This window comes from Mycobacterium venezuelense (genome assembly GCF_054919535.1).
Genome location: NZ_JBONDW010000005.1, coordinates 347,635 through 364,642, shown reverse-complemented (window position 1 = coordinate 364,642; position 17,008 = coordinate 347,635). Strand labels below are relative to the sequence as shown.

20 protein-coding genes are annotated in these 17,008 nt (G+C 64.3%); 4 read left to right on the top strand and 16 right to left on the bottom strand.

The features are described 5' to 3' along the window. Nucleotides 1-131: 131 nt before the first annotated feature. Entirely contained in the window at nucleotides 132-557 is a 426-nt protein-coding gene (locus ACRCUN_RS11045; protein WP_462141660.1) for a hypothetical protein, read from the top strand. Here ACRCUN_RS11045 and ACRCUN_RS11040 read toward each other — a convergent pair. From ACRCUN_RS11040 to ACRCUN_RS10980, 13 genes are all read right to left on the bottom strand, one after another. Further along, nucleotides 537-1,628: a YihY/virulence factor BrkB family protein gene (locus tag ACRCUN_RS11040; RefSeq protein WP_462141659.1), complete on the bottom strand. Its 1,092-nt coding sequence runs from the start codon at nucleotides 1,626-1,628 to the stop codon at nucleotides 537-539. The genes ACRCUN_RS11045 and ACRCUN_RS11040 overlap by 21 nt on opposite strands. A gap of 55 nt (nucleotides 1,629-1,683) precedes the next feature. Continuing rightward, complete coding sequence (locus ACRCUN_RS11035) at nucleotides 1,684-2,154, bottom strand: GNAT family N-acetyltransferase (RefSeq protein WP_462141658.1); 471 nt, start codon at nucleotides 2,152-2,154, stop codon at nucleotides 1,684-1,686. Nucleotides 2,155-2,156: 2 nt separating this feature from the next. Next, on the bottom strand, nucleotides 2,157-2,882 hold the full coding sequence (locus ACRCUN_RS11030) for a Type 1 glutamine amidotransferase-like domain-containing protein (RefSeq protein ID WP_462141657.1): 726 nt from the start codon (nucleotides 2,880-2,882) through the stop codon (nucleotides 2,157-2,159). A 77-nt stretch (nucleotides 2,883-2,959) separates the two neighbouring features. Beyond that, nucleotides 2,960-3,277 (bottom strand): hypothetical protein, encoded by a 318-nt coding sequence (locus ACRCUN_RS11025; RefSeq protein WP_462141656.1) that lies wholly within the window; start codon nucleotides 3,275-3,277, stop codon nucleotides 2,960-2,962. Between the two features lie 230 nt (nucleotides 3,278-3,507). Further along, the gene (locus ACRCUN_RS11020; RefSeq protein WP_462141706.1) at nucleotides 3,508-4,422 is read right to left on the bottom strand and encodes an MBL fold metallo-hydrolase; all 915 of its coding nucleotides are present in this window, start codon (nucleotides 4,420-4,422) and stop codon (nucleotides 3,508-3,510) included. Between the two features lie 95 nt (nucleotides 4,423-4,517). Next, nucleotides 4,518-5,018, bottom strand: a complete 501-nt coding sequence (locus ACRCUN_RS11015; protein ID WP_462141655.1) for a DinB family protein — start codon at nucleotides 5,016-5,018, stop codon at nucleotides 4,518-4,520. 260 nt (nucleotides 5,019-5,278) lie between these two features. Beyond that, nucleotides 5,279-5,758, bottom strand: coding sequence for an SRPBCC family protein (locus tag ACRCUN_RS11010; protein ID WP_462141654.1), 480 nt, complete (start codon nucleotides 5,756-5,758; stop codon nucleotides 5,279-5,281). Between the two features lie 64 nt (nucleotides 5,759-5,822). Then, complete coding sequence (locus tag ACRCUN_RS11005; protein WP_462141653.1) at nucleotides 5,823-6,212, bottom strand: hypothetical protein; 390 nt, start codon at nucleotides 6,210-6,212, stop codon at nucleotides 5,823-5,825. A gap of 376 nt (nucleotides 6,213-6,588) precedes the next feature. Beyond that, a complete protein-coding gene (locus ACRCUN_RS11000) occupies nucleotides 6,589-7,407 on the bottom strand; it encodes a Coq4 family protein (RefSeq protein ID WP_462141652.1) in 819 nt (272 codons plus the stop codon). A 62-nt stretch (nucleotides 7,408-7,469) separates the two neighbouring features. Further along, nucleotides 7,470-8,096 (bottom strand): TetR/AcrR family transcriptional regulator, encoded by a 627-nt coding sequence (locus tag ACRCUN_RS10995; RefSeq protein WP_462141651.1) that lies wholly within the window; start codon nucleotides 8,094-8,096, stop codon nucleotides 7,470-7,472. Nucleotides 8,097-8,177: 81 nt separating this feature from the next. Continuing rightward, the gene (locus ACRCUN_RS10990; protein ID WP_462141650.1) at nucleotides 8,178-8,759 is read right to left on the bottom strand and encodes an HlyD family secretion protein; all 582 of its coding nucleotides are present in this window, start codon (nucleotides 8,757-8,759) and stop codon (nucleotides 8,178-8,180) included. Nucleotides 8,760-9,228: 469 nt separating this feature from the next. Continuing rightward, nucleotides 9,229-9,669, bottom strand: a complete 441-nt coding sequence (locus ACRCUN_RS10985; protein WP_462141649.1) for a DUF998 domain-containing protein — start codon at nucleotides 9,667-9,669, stop codon at nucleotides 9,229-9,231. Between the two features lie 174 nt (nucleotides 9,670-9,843). Beyond that, nucleotides 9,844-10,374 (bottom strand): hypothetical protein, encoded by a 531-nt coding sequence (locus ACRCUN_RS10980; RefSeq protein WP_462141648.1) that lies wholly within the window; start codon nucleotides 10,372-10,374, stop codon nucleotides 9,844-9,846. 87 nt (nucleotides 10,375-10,461) lie between these two features. Here ACRCUN_RS10980 and ACRCUN_RS10975 point away from each other — a divergent pair, with 87 nt between their 5' ends. Both ACRCUN_RS10975 and ACRCUN_RS10970 read left to right on the top strand, forming a co-directional pair. After that, entirely contained in the window at nucleotides 10,462-11,154 is a 693-nt protein-coding gene (locus tag ACRCUN_RS10975; protein ID WP_462141647.1) for a response regulator transcription factor, read from the top strand. After that, nucleotides 11,147-12,250, top strand: a complete 1,104-nt coding sequence (locus ACRCUN_RS10970) for a sensor histidine kinase (protein ID WP_462141646.1) — start codon at nucleotides 11,147-11,149, stop codon at nucleotides 12,248-12,250. Before ACRCUN_RS10975 ends, ACRCUN_RS10970 begins: the two co-directional genes overlap by 8 nt. Before the next feature lie 57 nt (nucleotides 12,251-12,307). Here the strand turns inward: ACRCUN_RS10970 and ACRCUN_RS10965 are convergent, their stop codons facing one another. The 3 genes from ACRCUN_RS10965 to ACRCUN_RS10955 form a co-directional block, all read right to left on the bottom strand. Next, on the bottom strand, nucleotides 12,308-12,592 hold the full coding sequence (locus ACRCUN_RS10965) for a DUF1905 domain-containing protein (RefSeq protein ID WP_462141645.1): 285 nt from the start codon (nucleotides 12,590-12,592) through the stop codon (nucleotides 12,308-12,310). Further along, a complete protein-coding gene (locus ACRCUN_RS10960) occupies nucleotides 12,589-12,972 on the bottom strand; it encodes a VOC family protein (protein WP_462141644.1) in 384 nt (127 codons plus the stop codon). Before ACRCUN_RS10960 ends, ACRCUN_RS10965 begins: the two co-directional genes overlap by 4 nt. 67 nt (nucleotides 12,973-13,039) lie before the next feature. Further along, nucleotides 13,040-16,201 (bottom strand): arabinosyltransferase domain-containing protein, encoded by a 3,162-nt coding sequence (locus ACRCUN_RS10955; protein WP_462141705.1) that lies wholly within the window; start codon nucleotides 16,199-16,201, stop codon nucleotides 13,040-13,042. Between the two features lie 154 nt (nucleotides 16,202-16,355). On the opposite strand from ACRCUN_RS10955, the gene ACRCUN_RS10950 reads away from it, so the two are divergent. Next, complete coding sequence (locus tag ACRCUN_RS10950; RefSeq protein ID WP_462141643.1) at nucleotides 16,356-16,970, top strand: TetR/AcrR family transcriptional regulator; 615 nt, start codon at nucleotides 16,356-16,358, stop codon at nucleotides 16,968-16,970. Nucleotides 16,971-17,008 lie beyond the last annotated feature (38 nt).

The window sequence follows — 17,008 nt, the reverse complement described above, 5'->3', positions numbered from 1 at the left end:
TGGGTTCCTCCAGGGGTGATCGCGTCTGGTGATACAGACCGGACGCTCCCGCGAAACTCATCACGCCGGTGGCCTTGTGGGCATTCACGCGGCCACCTACTATCGGTCGTAGTACATCGGTTGGGGGACCAATGCCATCGACAACAGTTCGGTCGCAGAGATTTTTCCGTATTTCGGCGTTGGCGTTCCTGGTCGGGTGGGCCCTGCATGTGGTTGATCACCTGCTGCGGGGGATGTCGGCTTCACCCACGTTCGTCATGGTCGGCGGCATGGTGCAGGGCGTCGTGGTGATCGCTGCGATCACGATGGCGCTCAGCGGGCACCGCCGAGCGCCGGAACTTGCAATCTTCACCGGGGTCGGCAGCGCGCTGATTTTCTCGTATGCGCATCTCCTGCCGAACTTCTGGCCTGGGTTTCAGGACAGCTATCTCACCGGGCCGCGCGTCAACGTCACGTGGTTCTCGTGGGTCACGGCGCTCTCCGAGATCGGCACCGGACTTCTGTTCGCCTATGCAGGCTTCCGTGCGAAGGCCCGATCAACCGCGCCCGCGGCGTAGCCGGCGTCCCAGCTTGACGTACTTCTCCTCGGCGGCCTCCTTCTTTTCCAGCACGCGGGTGTCTTTCGGGGGCAGCTGAAGATCCTTTTCGGCGGGTATGCCGGCCTGCAGCTGCCGTCCACGCTCGAGTTCTGCGTCCAGTTCGGCGCCGAACAGCAAGGCCAAATTGGTCAGCCACAGCCACAGCAGGAACACGATGACACCGGCGAGCGCACCGTAGGTCTTGTTGTAGCTGCCGAAGTTGCTGACGTAGAACCCGAAGGCGAGGGATGCCACCACCCACACCACGATCGCCACAGCTGACCCGATGCTGAGCCAGCGGAACTTCGGCTGCTGCACGTTCGGAGTGGCGTAATACAAGATGGCCACCGCGAGCATGACGAAGATCAGTATCACCGGCCACTTGGCGACCGCCCACGCTGTCTGCGCGGCGGAGCCCAAACCGATGATGTTGCCGACGGTCTCAGCGACAGGGCCGCTGACCGCGAGCATGAACGCCACCGCCGCCGCCAAGATCAACGCGACCAGGGTGAGCAGCAATTGCTGGGGTCGCAGCTTCCAGGCCGGACGGCCCTCGTCGATCTCGTAGATGCGGTTCATCGCTCGACCGAACGCGCCGACATATCCAGAGGCCGACCACAGCGCACCGAGCACGCCGACAAGCAAGGTGATCCCTGCCGATGGGCTTTCGACGACCTGCTCGATGGGCTGTCTGAGCATGTCGAGGGCAGAGTCGGGCACCACGTCACCGGCCGCCTCGAGCATGGCGTCCGTGGTGCGTTGACCTTGACCGAACACGCCCAGCAGGGACACCATCACAAGCAGGGCGGGGAACAGGGACAGCACCGCGTAATAGGTCAGGGCCGCGGCCAGATCAGTGCATTGGTCAGCGCTGAACTCACGCGCCGTTTTCCGCAAGACGAACCACCAGGATGCCTTGGTGAGGTCATCCGGAGAGTCCGGCTTGCGCGGATCGTCCGGGTGAGGAGCCCGCGCCCGTTCGTCGGTCTGCTGGACTCCGGGTTGTTTGTCGTCCCGCGGAGGTTCATCCTTCGCATCGCGTTCGGCCATACCCTGAGATTCCCGATATTGGGTGCTGCCAATCTCCCGACCCGTGGGTAGTCATCTAGATTGCAGGAGCCGTCTTCGCCGGGCCTGTCGCCAGCATGCTCAACCGGATATCGGACGCGGTGGTCTCGTGGCTGACTTCGATGAAACCGAGCCTGCGGTAGAGCTGGTAGGCGCGCCTGTTGACTCTCAGTACGTTGAGCCGGACCTGTTTGCCCCGCGCGAAGGCGTCGTCGAGCAGGGCTTGGATGAGCTGCGCACCGATACCGCGGCCTTGATGGCCCGGGGCGATTTCGATGAGGCCCAGAAATACCGCGTCGTGCTGGTCTTCCACATTGAGCCGACCGATGTCGATGCCGTCAGCAACGATCACCTGGGTGCGTTCAGGGTCTATGGTGCGTTCGAGGTGGGCGCGCTGGACCTCATCGTCCCAACCCCAGACCTCATTCACATAGGGACCAAGAGTCTGCTTGTGCAACGCGAAGAAGAACTCGAAGTCGTCCGAATTGGCGGGCCGAAGGCTGACCATCCTCACAGCCTCCGGACGTCGAGTGCGGTTTCGAGAACTGTGTTGTCGACGTTCTCGACGAAAAACGCTCCAGCACTGCCATTCTCGGCAACTGCCTCAACGAAGGAGCTGCCCCGGTACAGCACACCGGCTCCGTCGTCGGTGGCGTATGCAGCGGGCAGGATGCGTTCGCCGATCAGCTTCCGAAGCAGCGGCCGTCGTTGTTCCTCGGCGTCGTAGTGGACACCGTTGGCGTAGGGCACGAACCCGAGCCCGTTGGTGACAGGTTGGAGCTCAGGCCCGAACGAATCGGTGGTGCCGCCGGTATGCCAGCAGATCGACCCCGCTGAGATTCCGGTGAGCACGACACCCGCCTGCCATGCGACGCGAAGGGCGGTATCGACATCGTGCAAACGCCACATCGCCAGCAGTCCGGCCACACTGCCGCCGAACACCCACACCACGTCCTGTTCGAGGAGATGTGCGGTGATGTCGTCGACGTTCGGCATCGGGAACAGTGACAGGTGGGAAGCGGCAAAGCCGCGGTCCTGCGCCGCCTCGGTGAGGTAGTGCAGGACAGCCTTGTCGTCACCCATTGCCGTGGCCAATACGCACAGCCGTGGGGCCCGGCCGGTCACGCCGGACAACTCGACGGCATAGTCCGTCAGGGCAGTGAACGCGAATCGAGTGCGTCTGCCGTAGCCGATGCCGCCGCTGGTGGCCAGAATCGTCGGTGTGTCAGCGGGCATAGGCTGACCGTAGGCCTATTCTCCAACGCGCACAACTGATTTCGCCAGCGGGAGAGCGTCAGGTCGGCGCAGGTCCCTCAGATCGCGCCCGGCGTGCCAGGGGGGCTGAGGCTGCCGTCGATGTTGGGCACCATCGCGGGGGCCGGAATGCCGCCTTCTGCCGCATTGTCGCCCGGTATCCCGTCGTCCGGCGGCGTCTCGAATGCGCCTCCACCGCAGAGCGGATGCCGCCACCCCAGCCACCCGCAGGCGGGATCCTCCTGGACGGCGAGGGGACGAAGGGGCATGGGCGTGACGCCGGTGGCCGCGTTCGCCGAAGCCATCGCACCGATCACGGCTGCTCCGGCCACAGCGGCCCCGGCGGCAATCCTCAGCAGCGATCTGCCTACTCTCATCTGTCGCTCCTTCATCCGGGACCCAGAAGGTCGTTTCACCGTTCGTGAGAGTGTCACGGGATATGCTCGCAGCTCCGCCACGGATTTGGGCAGAAACACCCGGAGTTGGCGGTCAAAACCCCACGGCGACTTTGATTTTGACGCGATGGTCAAATGTGGCCGGTATGAACACGCTCGCGTGCCCGTGGCGTGTGAGCCAGGAGCACGCGAGCGCGGGGTTCGGCCGGCGGTCAGTAGTCCCACACGTCTGGTACGCACCGGAAAGCGTTGCCCGCGACCGCCACCCGGCAGACGGACGGGAACGGTAGGTGAGTGGCGACCAACGCCTCGCCGGTCGACGCGAGCTCGCGCAACAGGCGCACGCGGACTCGCGCCGCCTCCTCGGGGTCGTGTTCGAAGCCGTTGAACCAATCCGGTTCGTCGAAGCCGACCTGGAACACGGCGTCGCCGGCGAACGTCAGCCGATCGTCGCCGGATGCCAGGCGGACGATGCTGTGTCCGGGGGTATGACCGCCGGTACGAGAGACGAGTACTCCCGGCGCCACCTCGTACTCCGACTCGAACGTCCGCAGGTTTCCGCGATACTCGTTGAGGAACCGCGAGGCGGTCGACCGAAGCACGTCCGGAATCGGCTGCGGCATCGTGGTGTGAGAGAAATCAGGCGCCTCCCAGAACTCGGCCTCGGCGGTGGCGGTGTGGACCTGCAGGTCCGGACGCAGACGGTCTTTCAGCCCGTCGGCGAGCAGCCCACCGACGTGGTCCATGTGCAGGTGGGTGAGCACCACGTCGGTAACCGATCCGAGGTCGACGCCGGCGGCCTCCAACCGCCGAATCGTCTGCCCGGCCCGGGGGAATCCCGGAAACTCCAGCCCCAGCCCCGCATCGACGAGGATGGTCCGGTCACCGCTCCGCACCACGACGACATTGAGCGGCCAGTCGACCACGTCCGTCGGCATGAAGTTGTGGCCCAGCCAGGCCGCGAGGTCGGAAGAGTCGGCATTGGTGGCCAACGTCGAGGCGGTGATCGGCAGCACCCCGTCGCTGATCACGAGGACCTCGATGTCACCGATCTGTACCGCATATCGCGATGGCACCAACTCGTCGACACCCTGCGTACCGAGGTGTGAAATGTTGTCCAAGCTCATGGTGTTCTCCTCCTGTGCGGCGTTCGCTGAAGACATGGTGAAATGGCTGTCTTCCCGTAGAACGCCCACCGGTGTCAGGAGTTATCCAGCGATCGTCACTTCGGCTGCTGGAGTGTGGCGTGCTCGATCTGCTCGCGGAGGATATCGCCGTGCCCTGCGTGCCGGGCGAACTCTTCGATCATCGCGAGCAGGGTCCATCGCATGCTGACCGTGCCTTCGCGTGGGTTTTCCTTGGTATCGTCCAGGTCGAATCGCGCCGCGATCGATCGCGAGCGTTCGCTTGCCCGCTCGAATTCCGTGATGACGTCTGCCAGCGACTCGCTGTCGGTGACGGCGAAAGTACCCTCGTCGCGGCGTGCGTACCCATCACACTCGGATTCGTCGAGTCCGGCCCAGAACCGTTGGAACCAAATGCGTTCCGCCGCAGCAGCGTGCTTGAGCAACGACATCGGTGTCGTCAGCGATGCGACCAGTCGTCGGCGGGCATCCGCATCGGACAGTCCGCGCACGGTCTCGATGAGCGCCGCGCGGTTGCGGTCGAGCATGCTCTCGATGATCGCCCGCTCGGATCCGACGGTAATCACTTTGGTAGTCATTGGCTTTCACTCCATTCAGGGTGTGGTGGGACCATGGGGTTCAAGCTCGGGATTGGTGACACGCGCGGTGAGGCTCGAACCGCGGGACGAAACGTCCGGGTGTCGGAAATGGCCGAAGAATGTTCGCCGCGCGGACTACACGCGAAGCGTGGCCGGGGATTCGGCATCGATAGCGTCAGTATGTCCGACATTCCTGCTTCGGGCTACATCTCTGGCGGCGCGCCGTTGCGGGAGGCGCGGTTATGGGCGGCGTCGCGGACCTACACCCGACTCTGTGCCAGCTCGGCGAGGTGCTTGAGCGAGTTGTCGAGATGTTGCCGGTCGAACGGCGGGAATTCGATGTGTTCGCGAACTGTCGGCGACACCGCTGACCAGTCGTAGGTCAGCGTGACCTCGGTGCGATCTTCGTCGACCGTGTCGAGGTCATAGCGCCAGAACCAGCCGCCGAAGTCGAGGTTGGCGTCGTCGGTGCCTTGGCCAGGCAGCCACGCAATCGCATGCGGCGGGGAGAAGACCTCGACCCGGTTGGCCACCTCGTAGTGCATGCCCCCGTAGTTGTCGTGATACATCGCCATCCGGAAGATCTGGCCGACTTCGGTCAGCCGCTTGCCGTCGAACGGCTCCCGCACCCAACCGGTGCCGTCGATCGCCTGATGTGTGGTCGGGTCGGCGAGCACGTCGAATACGGTTTCCACCGGTGCATCGATCGTGCGTGTCGATTTCATTGTGTCGTCAGCCATGCCCGTACTGACTTACGGCCGCCTCAAAACTCATCGGTACCGGTCGATCTCGGGACTCGATGGGCTACGGCGCCGGGAGGCGCGGGTCGACCGTGTATCGACCGCCCGGATCTTGGCAGAAGAACAATCCGCAGTTGACCGGCGGCCGGGTGAGGTTCTCCAGTGGAATCTCCGCCGGCGGCAGGGCGCCCTCCCAGACGCTCTCGGCGACGTTTCCACCCGGCTCGCCGTACACCCACCAGTAGGTGTGGCACACGTTCCAATCCCAGTTGGGGCGGCCGGGCCCTGAGCCGGCGAAACCCTGATGCTGGCCGGGACACCATGTGAAGGGTCCAGTGGCTCTGCCGGGGTCGGCCTGTGCGGTCGCCGGAGTGAGTACCACGCCGGCAACTACGCCGGCGCCGGCCAGCAGCGCGGCAGTGGCGGCCCGCTTTGTTCGGGACGTGAATCTCATGACAAGTCTCTTTCTGTTGCTGTCCGACGCACCTGCCGTGCATGGAAAGTGCACCGCGACGGCAGTGCTACCGATCCCAAAAACCGGCGCCGCGGCACCGTGACATCACGCTGGGATCGTCCGCATGGGGAACCCGCCGAGTGTCAAGTCCCTTGGGGCGGTGAAGAGTTCGGCCGCGTCGGGTTCGCGGTGTTCGACGCCGGTGCTTAGATAAGAACACGATGCAGGCCTAATCGGGTAGGCGCTTCCCGGTGCCTGACTACCAACATGACAGGTCGACTCGGTTCTACGCCCGCCACCTTGGCCGGGCCGATACGGCTCCGGACTGACACGACGGATGAGCTCGAAAAGCGTTGGGGTCGCGCGCATGATGGCGCTACGCGGTCTGGGCGAGGATCTTATCGTAATCCCAGGCGGCCGGAGTGTTCATGCCCACCGGCATCCAGTCGGTGTACCAGGTGCCGTTCGGATGAGCGGCCGCTTTCGATGTGATGCCAAGGAGCTCTCTGACTTCAGCAAGGGGCTTGTCCAGCAGTTCTTCCCAGGGGGCGGCGAAGATGTTGTCTGCGCGGCGTCCCCGCTCAGTAGCTTCCCGAAAGCAGCGCAGTTTGTGGCGAAGTGACGCTCCTGGCGTGATGAGAGTGAGAGTCAGGCCTGCCAACCGAATCGGCCCAGCCGGCTCGGTTTGGCCGCAAAAGAACCCGAGGGCGAGCGCCTCACCTGCCGCGTCTGGGCCGTAACCCGTGATCGTGTGAAGGACGTCGTGAAGCGCCGTGTTTCGTAGCACGCTGTAGTAATAGTCCTCCGACCAGTTGTTCTTCTGGGCTATGGGCCGGATGACAGCTTCGCTGTACACACCGGCGTCGAGGCGGTTCGTCGTCAAGAAGGAGCGGAATGCGTGTCCGACGCTGCCCACCGGCAGGGAGGCCAGATAGTCGTCGTCATTCAAGCGCGCGAGGATATCGGGCTTATTCTCAAAGATCCTGCGGCCGTTGGGATGCGCCCTCACCCGATGGTATGTGCGTGCACCGGCTGGGGCTTGAACCGTCACCAGCATTTCGTAGAGCCTGTTCAGATCTTTGCCTGGTTCGATCAAGGTTCGCCAGCACGACAACAGTTCGCGCCAGTTGACTCGGTCGGGCACTACACCGCCCGGGTTTCTATAGGAAGCCAGTTGCGCGCTGGGTTCGGTCATCGAAAAACCTCCACTCGTAGTTGCGATCCAAACGACGTGGGTGCTTGTCCTCCGCCGCCAGGTCAGCTGCCTGGCGCCGGCGCGCCAAACAGAGAATCTTGAAAACTCTTGAGCATCTGCGGTTTTGCGACGGCCCAAAGAACATCCGGGTCGACGCTGCCGACCAAATCCGACATCGCCAATCCCCGCAATGTCGCCAAGCCGATCGTTACCGCCTCGGCAAATCCGGGGGTTGCTGCGAGTTCCGGGAAGGCGCCAACAGTTCCTTCGACAACGCGCAGCGCCTGCGAGTCGGCGACATCATTCATTGCCTCACGCAATGTCGCATCGGTGCGTGCCGCCACCCACAGCTCCAAACCCGCAGTGAACAGCGGCCCGCGATGTGCTTGCCACACCCGATCCAGAAGTTGAGCGATCCGTTCGCTCGGACTACCTGAGGCGTTCACCTCGATCATGAACTCGTCTGCCATTTGATTTCCGAGGGCCTTGACCGCTGCCGCCATCAGATCGGCCTTGCCCGAAAAATGGTGTTGTAGAGCGCCAAGCGTTACGCCAGCCCGTCTCGCGATATCGCGGGTCGAGGTGTTGGCGTACCCCCGGTCCACCAAACAGCTGATCGTCGCGGCGAGCAGGCGCGACTCCGTTTCGGCTCGACGTTCAGCCTGAGTTCTACGAAGTTCTGGAGTCACGATTGCAAGTTACATACCATTCGATCGATATGTCAATACCATTCACATGACATGTAACTGCTGCGAGTCACGACCGTACGATCAGCCGTCCGTGAGGCGGTCCAATCGCGATTGCGCTTGCGTCATAGCTGATTGAGCGGTTCGCACTCTGTTCTGCAGTTCGTTCGCCGACCGCTGCGCATCGTCGAGCTGCGCAGCGGCTGCTTCGAGGTCACGCTCCGCGGCGGCGAGGATCTCGAGCTGTTTTTCGTAGCGCCGGCGTGCTGTCGCGACCTTGTCTCCACGCTCGGTCACGGTGATGAGCGCGTCGTCGTGCGCGGCGCGTGCCTCGTTGAGCTCGGATTCGGCGACGTCGCGAGTGTGCCTGGCCTCTTCGACCGCGGCGACGTTCGGGCGGGAGTCCTTCTTCTTCGTGGACGGTTGTGGGACACTCCCCGACGCGGCGGACGGGGTGTCGGGCCGGGTCTGAGTGACCACCGTGGCGGAGGCTCCGAAGTCACCGAAGCCGGACCACTCTTCAGCTTTGGACAATCGGCCCAAACGCGCGGCGACCTCGGGATCGGCAACGGCGGCCTGCAGCGTGCCTGTGACGTCGTCGCGCAACGCCGCCGTCGGTTCGCGCAGCGGCGGCCGCAAATCCGGCGCGGGAGAGCTCTTGTACAAGTTTCCGCTGTGCCGTGGACAGTTCGCGGATCCGTTGTCCGTCCATCTCTGTGTGCGCGGTGCGTAGGGCTTCGTGCAGTTCGGTCAATCTCGGCACCACCGTCGCGTCCGTCAGTGCGAGCAGGTTCACCACCCACGCCGCGGTCGTCGGTCGACGCGCCGCGGCGATCACCTTGGCGCCCTCGGCATCGCCGCGTTTGCGTGCTGCTGCCGCGAGTTCCTTGCGCCGGGCGGTGAATTCCTCCGGCCGCAGGCGGTAAAGCGAGTCGAGGTCGTCGTCGACGGTCACCGGCACCTCACCGCGACAGGTACCGCGCGTAGGTATCCGGGCGCGACCGGCAGCCGTGGCCCTGCGGGATCGGCATGTTCAACGTTTTCCACCGAATACGATCGTAAGCCGTCTTCAACGCTGCGAAACAGCGCATTCCCGTCGTCGTGGATAGGTCAAACCCCGAGCGCATCGTGCAGGTCAGGAATTCGTTGCGGTAACCCGGCGCAAGTTGCGAAGTGACAACGAGCTCAGCCATCCGAGTCCTATCGCGATCGAGATGCGCTGCGGTATCCCACTTTTGCCGCGAAGCCTGGACCGACCTCTGATCGCGGTGCCGAAAAGAACCAAACTGCCGGCCATCGCCGTGCTCGTGCCTGCGGAGCAGCAGGCCCAGCGGTAGTCGCTGCTCCGGACAGCGGTTGCCGCACTCGCCAGACCGGCGATGGGAATGCCTGCGAATACCGGTAGCCCGAAGAGATCGTGGAGCCGTCCCGTGCCAGTCCGCCGGGGTGGGAAGTTCGCGCTGCAGGACCGATCGCGAGCGAACTGACCGGATAGCGCCGCCAGTCGTAGCCGCGACTGGCGGCACCGATCACGGTGAATGCCATGACAAAGAACGGCCCGGCGAGTACCCCGCACAGAATCTGAGCAGAACGTGTGCGCGATGAGCCACCGGCGACAGACATATGCCCAGGCTATTGCGTGAAACCGAATATCGAAGACGTACCTTGGGTCAGTTGAGCAACGCGGCGGTGTTCGATGACCAACTGCTGATCGCTACCGGCATGGGCCGTTCCGCAGCATTTACGTGTCTCAGCCCGGCTGTCCGGTTCCCAGTGGCCCTGGAAGCGCGGCCGTGAAGAAGCTGTGGCAGGCCTCCACCGCGGGCTGAAGTTCGGGAATGCTGCGGGCGCTCACATCGCCGCGCATCTTCGAGGTGTCGATGAGGGGGTCACGTGCAGTAGCCGGGTCAGGGAAGTCCGGCACCCCGTTGTCGCGCACGCATTGAGCGAATTTCAGCGCAGCGTCCTGCTGAGCGGGAGTGCGGTGTGCGTCGGTCGACCAGCCCGGCGGCTGCAGATTCGCGCACGCACCGACGGCGTTCACCCACGTCGCCTTTGACACCGAGACTCCGGCGTAAGGGATCGCGCCGTCTGCGTTCGGATTCGGGAAGTCCGCGACGCCGTTGGCCCGCATGCACTCGGAGTACTTCACTGCCTGATCTCGACTGGCAGGGTCAGCGACAGCCTGCGCGGCGATGGCCAAACCAGCCGAGCCGATCAAGGCGGTCATGGCGAGGGTGACGAGCGGTCGGTGGGTGTGTGCTGAGTTGTGTTTTGTCATGGCCGCCAGTCAACGCCCGGTCGTGTTGTCAGCGCGTATGCGATTTTCGATATGCCGACGATATAGGGCGGCTCGTAGGTTTGAAGGATGCGTGTGTTGGTGGTCGAGGATGAGCCCTACATGGCAACCGCTATCCGCGATGGTCTACGCCTGGAGGCGATCGCCGCCGACATCGCCGGTGACGGGGACACCGCGCTGGAGTTGTTGAACATCAATTCCTACGACATCGCCGTACTCGATCGCGACATTCCTGGCCCCTCAGGCGACGAGATCGCCGAACGCATCGTCGCCTCGGGTCGTGGCACCCCGATCCTGATGTTGACCGCCGCCGACCGGCTCGATGACAAGGCCTCGGGGTTCGGGCTCGGCGCCGACGACTATCTGACCAAGCCGTTCGATCTGCGTGAGCTCGTGCTGCGGCTTCGGGCACTCGACCGCAGGCGCGCGCAGAGCAGGCCGCCGGTGCGGGAGGTCGCGGGCCTGCGGGTCGATCCGTTCCGCCGCGAGGTCTACCGCGATGGCCGTTACGTCGCGCTCACCCGAAAACAGTTCGCGGTGCTCGAGGTTCTCGTCGCTGCCGACGGCGGTGTCGTCAGCGCTGAAGAGCTCCTGGAGCGTGCGTGGGATGAGAACGCGGACCCGTTCACCAACGCCGTGCGTATCACCGTTTCCGCGCTGCGCAAACGCCTCGGCGAGCCATGGATCATCGCGACCGTGCCCGGCGTCGGGTACCGCATCGACACCGCCGGAACCGGACGCGAAGGAGCCGAGCGTGGATAGAGCCCCAGGATTGAGTCTTCGCCTCAAACTCACCCTGAGCTACGCCGGGTTCCTCATGCTCGCCGGCGCCTTGATGCTCGCCGCCGTGTGGGTGTTTCTGCTGCGGTACGTGCCGGACCGGATGATGATCATCCCGGGCAGCACTGACATCGAGTTCCCAAATGATGTCTTTCCCATCCGGTCCAGGCTCCTACACGTTTTCGCGCCGAGAGCCGCCGCCGTGATGGCGTTTCTGCTCGTGTTCGGTCTCGTGGGCGGGTGGCTGCTGGCCGGCCGGATGCTCGCGCCCCTGACGCGCATCACTGCCGCGACCCGGCTGGCCTCGAAAGGCTCACTGTCGCACCGCATCCGGTTGCCCGGACGCAGAGATGAGTTACGCGAACTCGCCGACGCCTTCGACACCATGCTCGAACGGCTCGAAGCCCACGTCGCCGAACAACAGCGATTCGCAGCCAACGCCTCGCATGAACTGCGCACGCCGCTGGCCATCACGCAGACGCTGCTCGACGTGGCCCGTCAGGACCACAACCGCGATACCGGCGAACTGATCGAACGCCTCCACGTCGTAAACACCCGAGCAATCGACCTCACCGAAGCGCTGCTGCTACTCAGCCGCGTTGATCAACGATCCTTCGCCCGAGAACATGTCGACCTATCGCTCATCGCCGAAGAAGCCGCGGAAACACTGTTGCCTCTCGCGGAACGACATGGCGTCACCCTTGAGACCTCCGGCGACTTGGCCCTCACCACCGGGTCACCCGCGCTCCTCCTCCAACTTGCAACGAACCTGCTGCACAACGCGATCGTGCATAACCTGCCTAAGTCCGGTGCCGCATGTGTCACGACCGGCGTCCGCGCCAACAATGTGGTGCTCATTGTCGAGAACACCGGTGAAAAGCTTTCCCCACAACTGGTTTCGACTCTTGTGGAGCCGTTTCAGCGGGGCGCCGAGCGCATACATACCGACCATGACGGCGTCGGCCTCGGTCTGGCAATCGTCAACAGCATCACGCAGTCACATGACGGCACCCTCACCATCACGCCCCGGCCCGCCGGCGGGCTGTGCATCACGGTGGAACTACCCGCGAGGGCATAAGCGGCTCGCCGGCTATGAACCGGGTATTCCACCGAAATGCGTTGCTACGGCGTCGGATCAGTTCAACCGCTCGGTGAGGTGGACCGCCACGTCGTCACCGTCGCTTTTCCCGATGGCCTTGCGGATGGCAGCCGCGACCGGAAGTTTGTGGGTTCCGTCGCCCAGTGCCATGAACGCTCCGGTGAAGGGCTGACCCTCGATGGTGCCGGCGACCTTGACCAGACCTCGGGTGCCGAAGATCGTCGCCGAGTCAGGTAGTTGCACGCAGGTCCAGGTGTCTCCTGGACGTACTTTGCCGAGACGAGCGGTGAAGGTGATGTTCAAGGCCTGCGGTTTCGTCATGATGATCGTGGTCCTTGCGTGTCCTCCAGGTAGACCAAGCCGTTGCCGTCGGGGTCGGTGAAGGAGAACATCGCCGGAATTCCCTCGATCCGGACGAGCTCCGCGTTGTGCAGCGTGACTCCGGCTTCCCGAACTGTGTCGTGAGCTTGTTGTGCATCGGGTATGCCCATCCGGATCGCGATCGGGATCTGGCTGTCGGGTGGCAGGAGGACCAGGGAGACGTTCGTTCCCGGCGGCACGACCTCGACCATGCGCGCACCCGGCCACACCTCCACGTCGGTGCGGAGTTCGAATCCCAGCACCTCGGTGTAGAACTTCAGTGCGGCGTCCTGGTCAGACACCGGAACCGACACACTCAGCACTCTCGTTGTGATCGTCATGCTTGTTCAGACTCCGCTGCGCACCGTGACTCATCGCCTTGCTACCGAAATTGCGCAAAATCTCCGGTCAGGGGCCGATGCGGATGTGGCCGGGGCTCCACAGCCCACTGCGGGTGGCGGTGGCGAGGTCGAGGTGGGCTTCGGGAGCATCGACGATGGTGTCGAAGCGACGGAGCGATCCCCAGTCACGGCCCCAGTCGCGGTTGAGGTAGCTGGGCATGACGTGTGCGCGCAGCAGCAGGTCGGTAATGCCGATCGGTCCGCCGTTTTCACCGGATTGCCAAGTGTCGGGCATCTCGATCTTGGCCGGATAGTCCGGTGAGATGCGGTAGTGGGGGACCTGGGTGACGCCGTTGGCGTGGAGCATGGGTTGCTGGCAGGGGAACACCAGTCCGACGGCCCAGTCGAGCAGGATCGGCTGCTGACTGCCGAGGAACTCCTGAAGGGAGCGCAACTCGGGGACGCGCGGCGGGGTGAACGCGACCCAGTCACCGGGGTCGAGTGATCGGTCGTCGGCCACGATCCGCACGTACTGCGCATCACCGGGAATGTCGGCTCGGGGGAATCGTAAGTTGCGCCATGCGGGTTGGGGTCCGATGTCGTAGGGGGCGAGCCGGCCGGCGGCCTGGGGTGTGCCGTCGGGGCCCGGTGGGGCGTATTCCAGGGCGACCGTCTCGGCATCGGTGTGTCCGGACTGCGCGTTGTCTCCGGTGATGGTGCCCGCCGCGGTGATCACGACAAGTGGGTGGGCGGAGTCGGCGGGCGGCAGCTCGTACCACGCCGATACCGCGGTGGCGGTCTGCTGGGCGCCGGCGGTAAAGCTGCCGGCCACCGGCACGCGGGCGGGGTCGAGTCCATAGGGCAGCGGAACGCTTGAACCGTTGACGCCGGGCCGGTCGAGGGCGGTGGGGGTGTCCCAGTCGGAGTCGGTTCCATGTTTTGGCCTGCTCTGCCAGATCGCCTCGGCAAGCGTGTGTGCAGGGATTCCATTGGGGTGGAAACCGATCGGCCGTGTTCCGCCGAGCGGGCCGTGCGGCTCCACCGGGTTGCGCACCGCCGTGAGGAAGCCGCGGTTGGGGTCGGGCTCGACGAGGACGTCGTCGGCCAAGCTGCAACCGCCGGCCAGCGCGCGCAGGTTGGCCCATCCGTTGGAATAGGACGGGTATTGGCGGACCGCGCCGGTAAGCATGGATCCCAGGCCCACAACGACCATGAGCGCTGCCGCCCACGGAATGGGGGCGGCGGTCAGGGCACGGCTGAGTCGAGATTCGGGACGCCGGGAGGCGCTGAAGTGGAGCCATCCGGCGTATGCAGCGGTGAGCAGGCACGCGGCGAACGCGATGCCGCTTAGGGTGATGGGTCCCCAATGTGGGCTGCTGTTGTTGAACGGCACCCCATAGCTGGAGACATACCAATAACCGTTGGTGGAGGCGAAACACAGCGCCACGACGAACAATACGGTGGCCAGGAACGCGAGCCGGTTGCGTTGTGAGCGCAAAACCGTCGCACCCATCAGGACAGTGGCCAACGCGGCCATCGCAGCACCGACAGCGGCGAACAGGCCGAAGTGGTGAATCCACTTGGTGGGGGTGAAGGTGAGCAGGAAGATCGTCGCGAGGATGGTGCCCATCAATCTCCACGCCGGTCCGCGCGCGACGCCGGGTATTCGCTTGTGGCGCAACATCAGAAGCATCGACGGTACTAGGCATGCCATCGTGATCAGGATCCCGAATCGTCGCGACAGTGCGGCATCGATGGTGGGCAGGATCAGATAGAAGTAGCGCAGGTTCTCGGTGTACCAGGGTTGGCTGGGGCCGATCGCGGTACGCACCCGGGTAGCTTCCAGCACAGTGGCGAAGGTCTGGTCGGCAAAGATCACCGTCAACACCACGAACCCGGCCGCGGCTATCGGCAGCAGGATCGGCCAGATCCCCACCACCCGTGATCGTTTGACAATGACACGTAGCAGGGGACGACCGCCGGCCAGTAGGGCAGCCACGGCGATCAAACCGGTGGGTTGGATTCCCAATGTGAACGCCGCGACGACGACGGCCAACGCGGCGGGGGTGACGCGGCTGGAGATGATGGCGCGTTCGATCAACACGTAGGTGATGAGCGCACCGGTGGCGATCTGCCCTTCGGGGCGTAGCCCGTTGTTGAACGGCATCCACGCCGCAATCAGAACCAGCGCGGCCGCCCACACCGCGGCTCTGTTGTTGGTGACCGCCGGACCCAAGCGAGGCAACACTTCTCGTGACAACAGCAGCCAACAGACGAGCATGCACACCAGATCGGGTAGCCGAAGCCACACGCTCGCCTGGTCGACGTGAGTCATGGCGGCGATCAGGTGGTAGTACCAGCCGAAAGGATCTTCGGGGCTGCCGAACCATCGGAAGTAGTTCGACATGTAGCCGGCATGCCCTGAGACATTGGCCATTTCGAACTGGTAACCGTCATCGGAGGATCCGGCACCGAAGACGAACCATGCCACCGACACGACGATGACGGTCGCGTCGACGGGGGCGAACGTCCGCCAGCGCGTCGGGATCGGCCGGCGTGCGCGGCGGCCGTCGAGGCGGTCCAGGCGCCACAGTGCCAGTAAGGCCAACGCCGTGGCGGCAATCCCTACAACCATCGCGAGCAGCTTGAGCAGCGTCGGCGAACTGGTGTAGCGCGTGTCGATCGCCGCGGACACCGACAGACCCGGCGGGGCAGGACCGGTCAGATCGGTGAAGATACCGACGATCTGTGGCCGGAGGTTCGGATCGGCGAACCCGCCGCGCAGCGGAGTGTCTGCGCCGGAATCGGTGAGACCGACGACCGCGGCGAATGTGCCTGCCTCAGACGACGACACCTCGAGGCGCTGACACCCCGGCTCGGCCATACGCGACCGCGGCACGCTCAGCACGGCCACATTGCGCACGATCACGTCGACTCGTTGCTCGGTCACCGTCACGAACAGGCCGTTGAGAGTTGCCTGCTTGCCGGCCGCCGGTGCGGTGCCGGTCACCAGTCCGCCCGATCGGGGCATGGCGTCGACAACCTCACACGGGATCGACATGCTCAGCGACAACGGGGTCAACGTGATCAACGGTGCCGTCACACTTCCCAGCTGTCCCTGCTGCGGCCAGTTCAGCGTCGCGGTTGTCTGGACGACAGGCAGAACAGGGATCAACGCACTGGCGACGAAACCGGCAAGCCCTGCGACGATCGCAACCCAACGCGCCAACCGTACGCCGCGACGCTGCGCGCTGCGGACGTTGTCGTTGTCGGTCGTGGCGCCATCAGCAAGGGTGTCGCTGACTGCCGTCACCGCGCAGCCGCCTGAATTATGTTCCCTCCCATTGGACAACCAATATCTGAAGCAGATGTTACAGTCAAGCGTGCCGCGTCCGATCGACCATGCCAAACGTGAAGAACTGCTCGCCGCCGCGGGCGTCGTTCTCGCGCGCACCGGCGTCATCGACACCTCACTACGAACGCTTGCCGCTGAAATGGGCACCAGCGCACGCATGCTCGTGTACTACTTCGGAAGCAAGGAGCAGTTGATTCTCGAGGTGATGGTTCGCCAACAGCGCGCAGCGATACCCGAGACCGACGACGTGGAACTCCCGGCTTCCGTAGAAGCCCACCGTCAGTGGTGTTTCGACGACTGGCATGCCTGCACTCGTGGTGAGCGCCGCGACAACCTACGTGTTGTCCTGCAGGTATTCGGTGCCGCCTGCGGGGTCGACAGCCCCTATCGCGAATACACCTGGGACACCCTGTCGTTGCTCACCCGCAATTCGCAAGCCCGCCTCGAAGCGCTCGGCATGCCCACCCATGTGGCCGAAACTCGCTCACGCATAGCGCTCGCGGCCTTCCAGGGATTCATCATCGAGTACTTCACCGCCGACGACCCCGCACATGTCGACGACACATTCGCCAGGTTCGTCGACGAATTCCTCCTCGCCCCATTCGAGCCGGTGAGGCGGCCAAGGAAGCGGAGAGGCACGTGACGCACGACGGCGGTCTAACCGCGACGGATTCTCGGGTC

Bases quoted from the DNA above. Each gene is read 5' to 3' on its own strand.
- ACRCUN_RS11045 (WP_462141660.1), top strand. From the start codon at position 132: ATGCCATCGACAACAGTTCGGTCGCAGAGATTTTTCCGTATTTCGGCG.
- ACRCUN_RS11040 (WP_462141659.1), bottom strand. From the start codon at position 1,628: ATGGCCGAACGCGATGCGAAGGATGAACCTCCGCGGGACGACAAACAA.
- ACRCUN_RS11035 (WP_462141658.1), bottom strand. From the start codon at position 2,154: ATGGTCAGCCTTCGGCCCGCCAATTCGGACGACTTCGAGTTCTTCTTC.
- ACRCUN_RS11030 (WP_462141657.1), bottom strand. From the start codon at position 2,882: ATGCCCGCTGACACACCGACGATTCTGGCCACCAGCGGCGGCATCGGC.
- ACRCUN_RS11025 (WP_462141656.1), bottom strand. From the start codon at position 3,277: ATGAGAGTAGGCAGATCGCTGCTGAGGATTGCCGCCGGGGCCGCTGTG.
- ACRCUN_RS11020 (WP_462141706.1), bottom strand. From the start codon at position 4,422: ATGAGCTTGGACAACATTTCACACCTCGGTACGCAGGGTGTCGACGAG.
- ACRCUN_RS11015 (WP_462141655.1), bottom strand. From the start codon at position 5,018: ATGACTACCAAAGTGATTACCGTCGGATCCGAGCGGGCGATCATCGAG.
- ACRCUN_RS11010 (WP_462141654.1), bottom strand. From the start codon at position 5,758: ATGGCTGACGACACAATGAAATCGACACGCACGATCGATGCACCGGTG.
- ACRCUN_RS11005 (WP_462141653.1), bottom strand. From the start codon at position 6,212: ATGAGATTCACGTCCCGAACAAAGCGGGCCGCCACTGCCGCGCTGCTG.
- ACRCUN_RS11000 (WP_462141652.1), bottom strand. From the start codon at position 7,407: ATGACCGAACCCAGCGCGCAACTGGCTTCCTATAGAAACCCGGGCGGT.
- ACRCUN_RS10980 (WP_462141648.1), bottom strand. From the start codon at position 10,374: ATGACAAAACACAACTCAGCACACACCCACCGACCGCTCGTCACCCTC.
- ACRCUN_RS10975 (WP_462141647.1), top strand. From the start codon at position 10,462: ATGCGTGTGTTGGTGGTCGAGGATGAGCCCTACATGGCAACCGCTATC.
- ACRCUN_RS10965 (WP_462141645.1), bottom strand. From the start codon at position 12,592: ATGACGAAACCGCAGGCCTTGAACATCACCTTCACCGCTCGTCTCGGC.
- ACRCUN_RS10960 (WP_462141644.1), bottom strand. From the start codon at position 12,972: ATGACGATCACAACGAGAGTGCTGAGTGTGTCGGTTCCGGTGTCTGAC.